Here is a 14321-nt window from a genome sequence, read left to right on the forward strand (position 1 = left end):
GCGGCGGCCAGTCGCGCCTCCAGCGTGCTGTATAAATATACAGTAGAATCTTAAACACTCAGTCCGCACCGTCGGGCTGCAAGCTGCCGGGCCGCGTCGCCGCCCGGCTCCCGCGAGTGATCCAGCCGGAATGCCAGCGCAAGTGAGCGATAACCGATCCATCCGTATCCGCGGTGCCCGCCAGCACAATCTCAAGAACCTCGATCTCGATCTGCACACCGGCGAAATGACGGTGGTCACCGGGCCGTCCGGCTCGGGTAAATCGAGTCTCGTGTTCGACACCCTTTACGCGGAAGGCCAGCGCCGTTACGTCGAAACCTTCAGCGCCTACGCGCGTCAGTTCCTCGACCGCATGGACCGCCCGCAGGTCGATCGTGTGGACGGCGTGCCGCCCGCGATCGCCATCGACCAGACCAATCCGGTGCGCAGTTCGCGCTCGACGGTCGGCACGATGACCGAGCTGAACGACCATCTGAAGCTGCTCTACGCGCGCGCCGCGAATCTGTTCGACCGCGTGACCGCGCAGCCGGTGCGCCACGACACGCCCGAAACGATCTACGCCGAACTGCTCGCGCGCACGGCGGTGGGCGATCCGCGCCTCGTCGTGACGTTTCCTGTCGAACTGCCCGACACTACCAGCGAGGAAGAAGTCGCGCAGTGGCTGTCGGCGAGCGGCTATACGCGCGTGCAGGCTCAGCGCGAGGTGAAAACCGCCGAGGGCACGCGCAAGGTGCTCGACGTGGTCGCCGACCGTTTCCGTTTGCAGAACGCCGAAAAGAGCCGCGTGATCGAGGCCATCGAAGCCTCGCTCAGGCGCGGCGCGGGGCGCGTGAACATTTATGTCGTATCGGAAACGGACGCTCAAGCCGAGGTTTCCGATGCGAAACCCGAACCGGTGATCTGGCGTTTCTCGACCGGCCTGCATTGCCCGGACAGCGATCTGCGCTACGCCGATCCGCAACCGGCGCTGTTCTCGTTCAACTCCGCCTACGGCGCCTGCGATGCGTGCCGTGGATTTGGCCGCGTGATCGGCGTCGACTGGGGGCTCGTGATTCCGGACGCGCGCAAGAGCCTGCGCGGCGGCGCGATCAAACCGCTGCAAACGCCCGCGTGGAAGGAGTGCCAGGACGACCTGATGCGCTACGCCGCGAAGGCCGGCATTCCGCGCGACACGGCGTGGTCGGAGCTGACGCAGGCGCAACGCGACTGGGTGATCGACGGCGCGCCGGACTGGAAGGGCAGTTGGCAGACGCAGTGGTACGGTGTCAAACGCTTCTTCCAGTATCTGGAGTCGAAGGCGTACAAAATGCACATCCGCGTGCTGCTGTCGAAATACCGCAGCTATACGCCGTGCGAAACCTGCGGCGGCGCGCGCCTCAAGACCGAAGCGCTGCAATGGCGTCTGGGCAGTCAGGAGAACGCCGACGAGGTGCTCGCGCCCCCCGCGCGTTTCATGCCGCACGGCGTGGACTGGTCGCGCGCGCAACTCGAAGCGCTGCCGGGCCTGACGCTGCACGACGTCATGCTGCTGCCGATCGAGCGCATTCGCCGCTTCTTCGACAATCTGTCGCTGTCCTCCGCATTGCTCGACGATGCGTTGAAGCTCCTGCTCGCCGAAGTGCGCACGCGCCTCAAGTATCTGTGCGACGTGGGCCTCGGTTACCTCACGCTCGATCGCCAGAGCCGCACGCTCTCGGGCGGCGAAGTGCAGCGTATCAACCTGACCACGGCGCTCGGCACCTCGCTCACGAAGACGCTGTTCGTGCTCGACGAACCGAGCATCGGCCTGCATCCGCGCGACCTGAACCGCATCGTCGAAGCGATGCAGCGGCTGCGCGACGCGGGCAACACGCTCGTGGTCGTCGAACACGATCCGTCCGTGATGCTGGCGGCCGACCGTCTGATCGACATGGGGCCGGGCCCGGGCGAGCGCGGCGGCTCGATCGTCTATGACGGCACGCCCGCCGACATCCGTTCGTCCGGCACCTTGACGGGCGAATATCTGGGCGGCCACCGCGCTGTCGCGGACGCCTCGAACTGGGAACGCCGCCCCGTCGATGCCAAAACGCCCACGCTGCTGCTCGAAGGCGCGAGCGAACACAATCTGCGCGATGTGACGGTGGCGTTCCCGCTGCAACGTCTCGTCTGCGTGACGGGCGTGTCGGGTTCGGGCAAATCGACGCTCGTGCAGGACGTGCTGTATCCGGCGCTCGCGCGGCATCTGGGCAAGGCCACCGAATCGCCGGGCGTGTTCCGCAACCTGAGCGGCGCCGAGCAGATCAGCGACGCCGTGTTCGTCGATCAGTCGCCCATCGGCAAGACCGCGCGTTCGAATCCGGCCAGCTATGTGGGCGCGTTCGACGAGATCCGCAAGCTGTTCGCCAAGGCGCCGCTCGCGAAGCAGCGCGGCTATACGGCGGGGATGTTCAGTTTCAACTCGGGCGAAGGCCGTTGCCCGACATGCGGCGGCTCGGGTTTCGAGCACATCGAAATGCAGTTCCTGAGCGACGTCTATCTGCGTTGCCCGGATTGCGACGGCAGCCGTTATCGTCCCGAAGTGCTCGAAGTGAAGATCGAGCGCGGCGGCCGCGCGTTGTCGGTGGCCGACGTGCTCGACCTGACCGTCAGCGAAGCGGCGCAATGTTTCAGTCAGGATGCCGAAGTATTGCGCGTGATCCAGCCGATCGTCGACGTGGGCCTCGAATACGTGAAGCTCGGCCAACCCGTGCCGACGCTCTCGGGCGGCGAAGCGCAGCGTCTGAAACTCGCGGGCTTTCTCGCGGAAACGGCGCAGTCGCGCGGCAAGGAAAAGACCGCGGGCGGCCGGTTGTTCATGTTCGACGAACCGACCACGGGTCTGCATTTCGACGACATCGCCAAGCTGATGCGCGCGTTCGGCAAGCTGCTCGCGGGCGGTCATTCGCTGCTCGTGATCGAACATAATCTCGACGTGATTCGCGCGGCCGACTGGCTCATCGATCTTGGTCCGGAAGGCGGCGATGCGGGCGGCGAAGTCGTTTGCGTCGGCACGCCCGAAGAGGTGGTCGCGTGCCCGCGCTCGCACACGGGTGCGGCGCTCGAACGCTACGAAGCCGCGCTCGGCGCCGCGAACGGTGTGCTCGTCGCCGAAGAAGAGGGCGTCGCGTTGCAGACGGCCCTGCGTGCCGCGCAGGCGCGCCGCGAGATTCAGGGCGAGGACGTGGTGCGCATCGTGAATGCGCGCGAGCACAATCTCAAGGCGCTCGACGTCGATATTCCTCACGGCCGTTTCAACGTCATTACCGGCGTGTCCGGTTCGGGCAAGTCCACGCTCGCGTTCGACATTCTTTTCCACGAAGGTCAGCGCCGTTACCTCGAATCGCTGAACGCCTACGCGCGTTCGATCGTGCAGCCCGCGGGCCGTCCCGAAGTGGATGCGGTCTACGGCATTCCGCCGACCGTTGCGATCGAGCAGCGTCTGTCGCGCGGCGGCCGCAAGAGTACGGTCGCGACCACCTCGGAAGTCTGGCACTTCCTGCGTCTGCTCTATGTGAAACTCGGCGTGCAGCATTGCGTGCACGACGGCACGCCGGTCACCTCGCAGAGCGTCGATGCCATCGTCGCGCAACTACTGCGCGAGCATCGCGGCCAGCATGTCGGTCTGCTCGCGCCGCTCGTCGTGAATCGCAAGGGCGTCTATACGGATCTCGCGAAGTGGGCGAAGGGACGCGGCAACACGCATCTGCGCGTGGACGGCGAATTCGTGCCGGTTGCGCCGTGGCCGAAGCTCGACCGTTTCCGCGAGCACACGATCGAATTGCCGGTCGGCGATCTCCTGATCGAACCTGAAAACGAGGCGCAATTGCGCACGCTGCTCGACGCGACGCTCGAAGCGGGCAAGGGTGTCGTGCATCTGCTCGCGCCGCTCGACGGTCTCGACGGCGCGCTCGAAAACGGCGGTTCGACGCTCGGCATCGGCGAAGTAAAGGTGCTGTCGACGCGGCGTGCGTGTCCGGTTTGCGGCACCAGTTATCCCGAACTCGATCCGCGCATGTTCTCGTACAACAGCAAGCATGGCTGGTGCACGACCTGCGTGGGCACGGGCCTCGCGCTCACGCGCGAACAGCGCGCTGTCTACGACGACACGGTGATGTCCGCCGACGATCGCGGCCGCGAACAGACCTTGCCGTCGGAAGAGCAGGAGCCGGACGGCATGGTCGACGAACCGTGTCCGGACTGCCACGGCACGCGCCTGAATCCGGTCGCGCGCGCGGTGACGTTCGATGAACAGCCGATCGTCGATGTCGCGCAATGGACGGTGGGAGAAACGCGTCGCTGGATCGAATCGCTCGAACTCAACGGCCGCGACGCGCAGATCGCGCGCGACGTGATCAGCGAAATTCGCAGCCGTCTGCAATTCCTCGAAGAAGTCGGGCTCGGTTATTTGAGTCTCGATCGCGCCGCGCCGAGTCTGTCGGGCGGCGAGGCGCAGCGTATCCGTCTCGCGGCGCAGCTCGGCAGCAATCTGCAAGGCGTGTGCTACGTGCTCGACGAACCGACCATCGGCCTGCATCCGCGCGACAACCAGATCCTGCTCGACGCGCTGCGCAGTCTCAACGACAAGGGCAATACGCTCGTGGTCGTGGAGCACGACGAGGACACGATTCGCCGCGCCGATCACATCATCGATATCGGGCCGAGCGCGGGCAAGCGCGGCGGGCGCGTGGTCGCGCAAGGCAAGGTCGCCGATCTCGCCGCGCAGCCGGACTCGCTCACGGGCCGCTATCTCGCGCATCCGATCGTGCATCCGCTGCAACCGCGCCGCGAAGTGAAGGCCGCGCGTGCGGGCCGCGAGGCGGTGCCCGAGCAATGGCTCACGGTGCATGGCGGCAAGCTGCACAATCTGCGCAACGTGACCGCGCATATTCCGCTCGGTCGTCTGGTGGCGATCACGGGCGTTAGCGGCTCGGGCAAGTCGACGCTCGCGCGCGACGTGCTGCTGTCGAATCTGCTCGACGCGGTGGGCCGTTCGGTGCTGTCGTCGCCGGCGGTGCGGCGCGCGCGCAAGGCGGCGAAGGACACCGCGCCGAGCGCGGCGGAGCGCCGTTCGAGCGTGCTCGCGCGCACGAGCGCGAAGCCGAAGCTTGAGGTCGCGCATACGTGGCAAGGCTGCGAATCGATCACCGGATGGGAAAGCATCGACCGCGTGCTCGAAGTCGATCAGACGCCGATCGGCAAGACACCGCGTTCGTGTCCCGCGACCTATATCGGCGTATGGGACGCGATTCGCCGCCTGTTCGCCGACACGCTCGAAGCGCGCGCACGCGGCTATAGCGCCTCGCGTTTCTCGTTCAATACCGGCGACGGACGTTGCCCGGCCTGCGAAGGTCAGGGCGTGCGCACGATCGGCATGAGCTTCCTGCCGGACGTGAAGGTGCCGTGCGATGTCTGTCACGGACAGCGCTTCAATCCGGAAACGCTCGCGGTGACGTGGCGCGGCCGCAATATCGGCGAAGTGCTGACGATGGAGATCGACGAGGCGGTGGAATTTTTCGCCTCGATCACGAGCATTTCCCATCCGCTGCAACTGATGAAGGACGTCGGGCTCGGCTATCTCACGCTCGGTCAGCCGTCGCCCACATTGTCGGGCGGCGAGGCGCAGCGCATCAAGCTGGTGACGGAGCTGTCCAAGGTGCGCGACGACATCACGCGTCGCGGACAGAAGGCGCCGCACACGCTCTACGTGCTCGACGAACCGACCGTCGGCCTGCATATGGCGGACGTGGCGCGGCTGATTCGCGTGTTGCATCGTCTCGCGGACGGCGGCCATAGCGTCGTGGTGATCGAGCACGATCTCGACGTGATCGCGGAAGCCGACTGGATCATCGACCTCGGGCCGGAAGGCGGCGTGGGCGGCGGCATGATCGTCGGCTCGGCGGACCCGGAAGGGCTCGTCAAGGTGGCCGCGAGCCACACGGGCGCGGCGCTCAAACCGGTGCTCGCACGCGTGGCGAGCGCGGAGCGCGTTGGGGACGAAAGCGCGGTGGCGCCCGTTGCCGAGGCGGCCGCCGATGCCGATGGCGTGAGCGAGTCGGCGGGCGATGCCAGGGCCCGAAAAGGGGCGGGGAAGCGTCGCGCATCGGCGTCGTGATGGACGGCCAGCGCGGCCCCGCAACGGGCCGCGCTGGCCGGAAAGCGCTTGATCAGTGCGGCGCGTGCAAGGTATGATCAGTTCCGCTTGCAGCAAACAGCCGCGCACCCATAGCGGCGGATTCTGGCGAGCGGAGTAGCGGACCGCAATCCCCTCCGAACCGGTCACGGGTTCCACAGCCCAGGCCACCTCATCAGTGCAGCAAGGCTTCGCGGTACGAGCGAAGCCTTTGTCTTTTCAGGGCAGACGATTCGATAGCGATCGGCGCCTTGCCCTTGGCGATGCGAGAGGAATTAACCGATGTTCGACCTCGACGGTGAGGCGCGCGAACGGCTCATCCTGTGGATTCAACACCGCATGGAAGAGTACGGCATTACGCTCGAAGATCTTGAGTCATCAATTGCCGAAAGCGAACGGCAACCGAAGTACCGGGATGCCTTTGGCAATACCTGGAACGGGGAAGGCGAAATGCCGAGCTGGCTTTTGCGTTATAAGCACGCAGGCCAGGATATCGAGCATTTCCGCTGCTGATTGGCCTGTACGGCACGGCGCACGGGCGTTTGCCCGGGGTGGCGTTCGTAATCGCGTTTTGTCGATTTTGCCGGATGGCAATTCGGCTTATTGGCCATTTCCGGTATATTTTTCAGCGATGTTTTAATAATACTATTCGGTTCATTATGGCCGGTTAATGGGCATGGTGGATTCGCCGGTTCGCGTCCCGCTGTATTCCTGTTCGCTGTTCGCGTGATTAACGCGGATGCGCTGCGCCGATCTCTCGCATTGGCGTGGCGTACCGGTTGCGCGACACTGCACGCCGTCTTGTGATAAACAGCAATGCGCGCTTGAACGCGCAGACAGGAGACGGCAATGGCGTTACTGGTGTTGGGTCTTGCGATCTTCATCGGCGTGCACTCGATCCGCGTGCTGGCCGGGCCGTGGCGCGCGGCGCAAATCGAACGCTTCGGCATCCGTGCATGGCGCGGCGTGTTCGCGTTGCTGTCGATACTCGGCGTCGTGCTCACCGTCGCCGGCTACGGGCTCGCGCGGCGTTATCCCGTCCACGTCTGGTTGCCTCCGCCGGGCATGGCGCATCTCGTCGCGCTGCTCACCGCCATCGCCTTCGTGATGATCGTGGCGGCCTATGTGCCCAACAATCACATCAAACGCGTGCTCGGCCAGCCCTTCGTCAGCGGCGTGGCGCTCTGGGCGTTCGCGCATCTGCTCGCCAACGGCACGCTGCACGCCATCGTGCTGTTCGGCGTGTTCTTCATCTGGGCGCTCGTGGAAGTGCGGGCCGGCCGCCGTCGCGATCGCGAGGCCGGCGTGGTCTATCCGCCCGGCAGCGCAAGCGGCGACGCGCTGGCCGTCGTGATCGGTCTCGTCGCGTGGGCCGTGTTCGCGTTCTGGCTGCATGGCGTGCTGATCGGCGTGCGTCCGCTCGGCTGATTCGCAATTCGAGCGTGCGCGTTCACGTCGTCGACAATGCGCGAAAGCAAAAAAAGAAGCCTGCTCGTGGCAGGCTTCATCAAGGTACAGCTCGGAGTTCCGCGATCAGATCGCAGTGCGGGCGATCTTAGGGTACGTTCATGAAAGGCGCGTGAAAGTCATGCGTCTTTGATGGCGAGCGGCGCGCTCCGGCTGTGTGGCATGCAGCGATCAGAGATCGAAGAACACGGTTTCGCGTTCGCCCTGCATGACGATGTCGAAGTGATAGACGATCTTGCCCGCCTGTTCGCTGCGTCGCGCGATCAGCGTGTCGCGACGCGCCGCCGGCACCGACGACAGCACCGGATCGGCCGCGTTGGCCGCCGTTTCGTCGTCGAAATACACGCGCGTGAAGGTATGCGTGAGCATGCCGCGCATCATCACGATCACGTTCAGATGCGGCGCCTCGCCGGCGTTCTCGACGCCCGGCTTCACGGTGCGCACGATGAAGCGCTGTTCCGGATCCGTGCCGGTGCCCACGCGCGCGAAGCCGCGGAAACCCGTTTCGGCGATCTGCTCGCGCGACGCCGGATAACGGCCGCTGGCGTCGACTTGCGAGAACTCCAGCATCGCGTCGAAGACCGGCTTGCCGTCGCCGTCGATCACGCGGCCGATCAGCGAAATGTGCTCGCCGGGCGTCTGCGTGCCGACGATGTCGGCGGTGAACAGGCTCTTGAAATCGAAGTTGTATTGCTGCGGGCAGAGGCCGTAGGCGAAGTACGGGCCAACGGTCTGCGAGGGCGTTTCCTTGAGTGCCATGATCAACGCTCCATCGGGGTTTCGTTGGGGCCGCGCAGCACGATGTCGAATTCGTAGCCGAGTGCGTAGCTGTCTTCGGTGGTGTCGAGCGAGAAGCGCGAAATCATGCGCTCGCGCGCCTGCTCGGGCGTGCCTTGATAGATCGGGTCGAACGCGAGCAGCGGGTCGCCGGGGAAGTACATCTGCGTCACGAGGCGCGAGCCGAAGTAGTCGCCGAACAGCGAGAAGTGAATGTGCTGCGGGCGCCAGGCGTTCGGATGATTGCCCCAGGGATACGCGCCCGGCTTGATCGTCAGGAAGCGATAGCGGCCTTCGTTGTCGGTCACGCAGCGGCCCGCGCCGAGGAAGTTCGGGTCGAGCGGCGCATCGTGCTGATCCTGCTTGTGGACGTAGCGGCCGGCGGCGTTCGCCTGCCAGATTTCGACCAGCGTGTTGCGCACGGGCTTGCCGCCGTCGTCGAGCACGCGGCCCGTGACGATGATGCGTTCGCCGAGCGGTTCGCCATTGCGTGCCGCGTTGCGCGTGAGGTCGCTGTCGAGCGCGCCGAGATCTTCCGCGCCGTAGACGGGTGCGTGCAGATTGCGCAGTTTTTCCTTCAGCGGAATCAGGGGCAGCGTGGGACCGCGTTTCACCGACGAGCGATACGGCGGATAAACGAAAGCCGGGTGCGAGTCGAAGTCGCGCGGCGACAGGATGGACTCGTCCATGGGGTTGTCTCCTGGCAGATTTTGGGGAAGTGGATTTATGCCGCGCGGCGGACGGTCGCGTTGCGCGGATGACATCCACTTTATCCAATGCGAAAAGTTATGCAAAATGATGTTTTATCGCATCTCGTATAACGGATCGTTATGGAAAACCGGCTTGCGGATTCGCGCGTCAAATTCCGGCATTTGCAGTGTTTTCTGGCGGTGGCGCAGTTCGGCAGCGTGCAGCAGGCGGCGGAAAGTCTGTCCGTGACGCAGCCTGCCGTGTCGAAGACCATCGCCGAGCTGGAGTCGGCGCTGGGCGTGAAGCTGTTCGAGCGCGGCCGCCACGGTGCAGTGACCACGCGCGAGGGCCAGCTGTTCATGCCGCATGCGAGCGCGTGCGTGAGCGCGCTGCGCCAGGGCGTGGCCTTGCTCGCGCGCGACGAGGGCGCGGTGGCGGCGACGCTCGACATCGGCGTGTTGCCGACGGTGGCGACGGCCTTGCTGCCTGACGCGATGCGCCGCTTCGCCGGCGAGTGGCCGCGCGTGAGCGTGCGGCTGCTGACGGCGGCCAATACGGAACTGCTCGAACGCCTCAAGGCGGGCGCGATCAGCTTCGCGGTGGGCCGTCTCGCCGATCCCGAGCGCATGGTCGGCCTGAGCTTCGAGCAGCTCTACAACGAGCCGATGACCGTTGTCGTGCGCGCGGGGCATCCGCTGTTGCAGGGCGCGGGCGCGGCGCGGCCGCTCGCGCAGTTCCCCACGCAGTTTCCGCTCGTGCTGCCGCCGTTCGGCACGCTGATCCGCCAGGCCGCGGACAGCCTGCTGGCGGCGTGGGGCGCGCCGCCGCTGACGTCATCGGTCGAATTGCTCTCGGTTTCGGTCGGACGCGCGATGGCGCTGGAAAACGACGCGGTGTGGTTCGTGCCGTCGGGCGCGGTCGAGTACGACTTGCGGCACGGGTCGCTCGTGCGTCTGCCGTTGCCGGTGGCGGGCGGCGAGGAGCCCGTCGGCCTGATCCAGCGTACCGACACGCAGCCCTCGCCGGCTGGGCGCGCGTTGATCGACGCGGTGCGGATCGCGGCGCGCGAACGCGATGCGGTGGCGCACGCCAGCGCGCCGGGACGCCGGTCGCGCAAGCGTCAGCCGGAAGCGTCGGCGGCGGACAAGCAGGCGGTGGAAAGGCCGGCGGCGGATCAGCAGACGGCCAGGTCGACCCGAGCGCGCCGCCCGGGTCGCGCAAACTGCTAAAACGGCGGGCGTTTCCTCAAGCCGACGAAAGTTTCCTTTTGGAACGCGTCGGCTTCGCGGCGGGCGCGGCTTGCGCCTCCGGTTCGGGCGAGCCCGGCACGGCGGCGCCGGTGGACATCCAGATCACCATGGCGTCTTCTTCGCTGGTCGACACCGCGTAATGCCCGGTGCGGCTGTCGAAATAGAGACTGTCGCCGGCCTCGAGTTGCGTGGGCGTGTAGAGCTCGGTGTAGAGGCACACGCTGCCGCTGATCACGTAGATGAATTCCTCGCCCTCGTGGCGGCCCCAGTCGTCGAAGGCCTCGGTCGAATGCGCGGTGATGCGCACGAGAAAGGGCAGCATGGCCTTGTGCGCGAGTTCGGTGGCGAGCAGTTCCATTTCGTAGCCGCGATACGCGTGCGGCTTGCCGGCGCCGCGCCGCGTGAGCGCGCGACGGCCGCCGAAATCGAGCTTCGGTGCCGAGCCGAACAGATCGACGAGGTCGATATTCAAACCCGCGACGATTTTTTGCAGCACGTCGAACGTGGGCGACATCAGACCGTTTTCGATCTTCGAGAGCGTCGAGCGCGACACGCCGCAGACGCGGCTGGCGTAGTCGATCGTCAGATCCTGGGCGAGACGCGCGGCGCGGACGCGGCGTCCGAGGTCGGCGGTCGAGGAGCTCGACGGTTGCGCGAGCGAGTTGTCCATAAGCGAAGGCAAAGAGGAATTCTGTTCTGGCACGTTTCCGATAATAACAAAGCGTAGCGCTTAGGAAACTCGGCCAGATGGCCAATGTCGTCGATCGGATGGGCGCGGGGCCGCTGCTGCGATCTGTCGCTTTTGGCGCGTGAAATTGCTTAGGGATTCGAATTGACAATCCTTAAAGATCGCGGCGGATCTTATGCGGTTAGGAGTTGTCTTTCAATACAGTAAGGTTTTGAGTAGAGCCTCGATATGCGGCGCGGCGCCACGTGAAGTGCGCCATGACCGACCTTATATTTAGATCAGGTGAGAAAGATCAAATGGAGTAAAGATAATGCATGACGAACGCCTCGAATTACTGTTAGCCATCTCGCGTAGAACGCTCGGCATCGAGCGCTTCGAGTTGACCGGCAAGCAAACCGCCGACTTTCACCTCGTGAGCGCGGAAGACGTCGGTCGCGCGCTCGAAACCGCCTACGACGCCGGTTTGATCATCGGTCATCGCATGGGGCGCCCGGAATGCACGCAAGAATCGTGAGCACGAAGCGCGGCCGCGCGCCTCGCCGCGTCCGCCTTCCTGCTGATAACCGATAAAGCGCACTTTTTCGTTTCACCTGATCGTTTCCTTCCCGCCGCTTTTTTTCCGCGTTTTCCGTTGCTTCCGCGATTGGCGACGCCATGGGCGTTTCGATTGTCAGGCCGCGTTTTGCATTGCTCGCGCCGCGCAAAGCCCGTTGTTACGATTCGAGCCCCGCATTCAACCGATCGGAGCAATCCATGAAGCCAATCCTCCTCGCACTGGCCGCGCTGGGCATTCTCGCCGCTGGCGTTTCGTCGGCGCAGGCCGGCGTGCACCACGAGTGCCACAAGGTCCGCGTGCATAAGCACTGGGAAAAGCACTGCCGCTAAGGTGTCCGTGCGATCCGACGAGCCCCGCGATGTTTGCGGGGCTTTTTGTTGATGGCGAATTTTTCGCATAGCGATTCGAGGAAAAGCGATGTTGAAACTGTGGCTGGCGGCAGGAGCCGCTGCGGCGTTGGCGGGCTGTGTGGTCGGTCCCGGTTACGGACCGGGATATGGGACGGCCTACGGTTATGACGATCAGGGCGGCGGTCAGGTTGTTCAGGCGGCGCCCGCATATGGCTATGGTTATGCGCCGGCATATGGCGCGGTGGGGACCGTTGATATCGCGGTCGGCGGTCGTCGCGATGACGGGGATCGCCGGGGCGGCGTTTATCGTCGTGGTCTGACGCCGCCCGACGACCATCGCGGACGCTGGCCCGGTCAGGCGCAGCCGGGTTACGGGCAGCGCGGTCCGGGTGCGCCCGCCGCTAGTTCCGGCCATGCCGGTCGCGACGGCAGCGGCCATGCGCCGTTTGGAAACGGCACTGGACAGGATCGTCAGAGCGGTCAGGGCAGTTCTGCTCGCTGGCGCGGCGCGCAAGACTCGCAGGCCGGTGGCGGCAACGGTTACGCGCGCTGAGGTTGCACTTCCATTGCTTCGCAGCGTCGGCAGCGTCGGCAGCGACGACGCGCCGCGCCCGATTTTTCTCGGTTTCCGATAGGAAACTCAGTCATCCAGGTGAAAAGTTTCTGATCGGAAACTCCTGCTGAGCGTCCGTTTTTTCTGCCGGAACCCCGTGCAAGCTGCCGTTAGCGCTTGTCGAACGGGCATCTGACAGTGCCGCTGCATCCGTTTTTGTCCGTCTTGATGCGCTATCGGGCGCCGTGTATAGTCGGCGCACGAGAGTTTGTTTCTTATCGGAAATATAAGGATCGGTCATGGACGCAGCGCGCATTCTCGCCGACCTCGGCATTTCAGAAGAAGCCAGGTCGGGTGACATCGTAGTGAAATCGCCGATATCCGGCGAAACCATCGGACATTTGGCGAGCCAGTCGCCCGCCGACGTGGACGCCGCGCTCGCGCGCGCGCAGGCCGCGTTTCTGCACTGGCGCAACGTCCCCGCGCCGCGACGCGGCGAACTGGTGCGCTTGCTGGGCGAGCGCCTGCGCGCCCGCAAGGAGGCGCTCGGCAGTCTCGTTTCGCTGGAGGCCGGCAAGATCCTGCAAGAGGGACTCGGCGAAGTGCAGGAGATGATCGACATCTGCGATTTCGCGGTCGGTCTTTCGCGTCAGCTTTATGGTCTGACCATCGCCTCCGAGCGTCCCGGTCATCGCATGGCGGAAAGCTGGCACCCGATGGGCGTCTGCGCCGTGATTTCCGCGTTCAATTTTCCCGTCGCGGTCTGGTCCTGGAATGCGGCGCTCGCGCTCGTCTGCGGCAATCCCGTGATCTGGAAGCCTTCGGAGAAAACGCCGCTCACCGCGCTCGCCGTGCAGAAGATCATGGACGACACGCTACACGCGTTCGGCGATGCACCGGAAGGCCTCGTCTCGCTGGTCATCGGCGGACGCGAGGTGGGCGAGAAACTCGTCGCCGATCCGCGCGCGGCCATCGTCAGCGCGACCGGCAGCACGGAAATGGGCCGCGCGGTGGGCGTGGCCGTGGCGCAGCGTTTCGGGCGCTCGATCCTCGAACTGGGCGGCAATAACGCGGGCATCGTCACGCCGAGCGCCGACCGCGAACTCGTGTTGCGCGGCATCCTGTTTTCCGCGGTCGGCACGGCGGGTCAGCGCTGCACGACGCTGCGCCGGCTGTTCGTGCACGAGAGCGTCTACGAGGCCACTGTCGAACGTTTGAAGCAGTTGTATGCGAAGGTGCCGATCGGCAATCCGCTTACGGCGGGCACCTTGATGGGACCGCTGATCGACGCGCGTGCGTTCGAGCAGATGCAGGCGGCGCTGCAGCAAGCGCGTGCGGAAGGCGGCAAGGTGACGGGCGGCGAGCGGGTCGATGTCGAAGGCTTGCCGAACGGTTACTACGTGCGGCCCGCGCTGGTGGAAATGCCGATGCAAAGCGCGATCGTGCTGAAAGAAACCTTCGCGCCGATTCTCTACGTCGTGAAGTATCGCGAGTTCGACGAGGCCGTTGCGGCGAACAATGCGGCGGCGCATGGGTTGTCGTCGTGCGTGTTCACGACCGATCTGCGCGAGGCGGAGCGATTCCTGTCGGCGTCGGGCAGCGATTGCGGCATTGCGAACGTGAACATCGGACCGAGCGGCGCGGAGATTGGCGGCGCATTCGGCGGCGAAAAGGAAACCGGCGGCGGCCGCGAATCGGGCTCGGATGCCTGGAAGGGCTACATGCGGCGCGCGACGAACACGGTGAATTATTCGTCGGCGCTGCCGCTGGCGCAGGGCATCGACTTCAAGCTGGATTGAAGCACGGAGACGGGCGACCACGGTCGCCCGTTTTATGCGCGCA

General features: G+C 65.1%; 11 protein-coding genes. 8 read left to right on the top strand and 3 right to left on the bottom strand.

Going from position 1 to position 14321, the window contains the following annotated elements; genetic code table 11:
• Positions 1-130 precede the first annotated feature (130 nt).
• The 3 genes from uvrA (at position 131) to BMY06_RS24945 (ending at position 7576) form a co-directional block, all read left to right on the top strand.
• Positions 131-6130 (top strand): excinuclease ABC subunit UvrA, encoded by a 6000-nt coding sequence (gene uvrA / locus BMY06_RS24935; protein WP_390971344.1) that lies wholly within the window; start codon positions 131-133, stop codon positions 6128-6130.
• Between the two features lie 300 nt (positions 6131-6430).
• Positions 6431-6661, top strand: a complete 231-nt coding sequence (locus tag BMY06_RS24940; RefSeq protein WP_065065950.1) for an H-NS histone family protein — start codon at positions 6431-6433, stop codon at positions 6659-6661.
• A gap of 336 nt (positions 6662-6997) precedes the next feature.
• Positions 6998-7576: an NnrU family protein gene (locus BMY06_RS24945; RefSeq protein ID WP_074985904.1), complete on the top strand. Its 579-nt coding sequence runs from the start codon at positions 6998-7000 to the stop codon at positions 7574-7576.
• Between the two features lie 210 nt (positions 7577-7786).
• On the opposite strand, the gene pcaG is transcribed toward BMY06_RS24945, so the two are convergent.
• Entirely contained in the window at positions 7787-8377 is a 591-nt protein-coding gene (gene pcaG / locus BMY06_RS24950) for a protocatechuate 3,4-dioxygenase subunit alpha (RefSeq protein ID WP_110328628.1), read from the bottom strand.
• On the bottom strand, positions 8377-9081 hold the full coding sequence (gene pcaH / locus BMY06_RS24955) for a protocatechuate 3,4-dioxygenase subunit beta (RefSeq protein WP_065065947.1): 705 nt from the start codon (positions 9079-9081) through the stop codon (positions 8377-8379). The genes pcaG and pcaH overlap by 1 nt, the downstream gene beginning before the upstream one ends.
• 141 nt (positions 9082-9222) lie before the next feature.
• Between pcaH and pcaQ the strand changes: the two genes are divergently transcribed.
• Positions 9223-10311: a pca operon transcription factor PcaQ gene (pcaQ, locus tag BMY06_RS24960; protein WP_074985905.1), complete on the top strand. Its 1089-nt coding sequence runs from the start codon at positions 9223-9225 to the stop codon at positions 10309-10311.
• A 16-nt stretch (positions 10312-10327) separates the two neighbouring features.
• Here the strand turns inward: pcaQ and BMY06_RS24965 are convergent, their stop codons facing one another.
• Complete coding sequence (locus tag BMY06_RS24965; RefSeq protein WP_065065946.1) at positions 10328-11002, bottom strand: helix-turn-helix domain-containing protein; 675 nt, start codon at positions 11000-11002, stop codon at positions 10328-10330.
• Positions 11003-11330: 328 nt separating this feature from the next.
• Between BMY06_RS24965 and BMY06_RS24970 the strand changes: the two genes are divergently transcribed.
• The 4 genes from BMY06_RS24970 to amaB all read left to right on the top strand — a co-directional run bounded on the left by BMY06_RS24970 (position 11331) and on the right by amaB (position 14278).
• Entirely contained in the window at positions 11331-11534 is a 204-nt protein-coding gene (locus BMY06_RS24970; protein ID WP_065065945.1) for a DUF6900 domain-containing protein, read from the top strand.
• A 239-nt stretch (positions 11535-11773) separates the two neighbouring features.
• Positions 11774-11905 carry a hypothetical protein gene (locus BMY06_RS40500; RefSeq protein WP_258365530.1) on the top strand — a complete coding sequence of 44 codons (132 nt, stop codon included), beginning with the start codon at positions 11774-11776 and terminating at the stop codon, positions 11903-11905.
• Between the two features lie 88 nt (positions 11906-11993).
• Positions 11994-12479, top strand: coding sequence for a hypothetical protein (locus tag BMY06_RS38935; RefSeq protein ID WP_176087213.1), 486 nt, complete (start codon positions 11994-11996; stop codon positions 12477-12479).
• Between the two features lie 299 nt (positions 12480-12778).
• Positions 12779-14278: an L-piperidine-6-carboxylate dehydrogenase gene (gene amaB, locus BMY06_RS24985; protein WP_074985911.1), complete on the top strand. Its 1500-nt coding sequence runs from the start codon at positions 12779-12781 to the stop codon at positions 14276-14278.
• The last annotated feature ends 43 nt before the right edge of the window (positions 14279-14321 follow it).

It is taken from the genome of Paraburkholderia tropica (genome assembly GCF_900109265.1).
GTDB classification, from domain to species: Bacteria; Pseudomonadota; Gammaproteobacteria; order Burkholderiales; family Burkholderiaceae; genus Paraburkholderia; species Paraburkholderia tropica.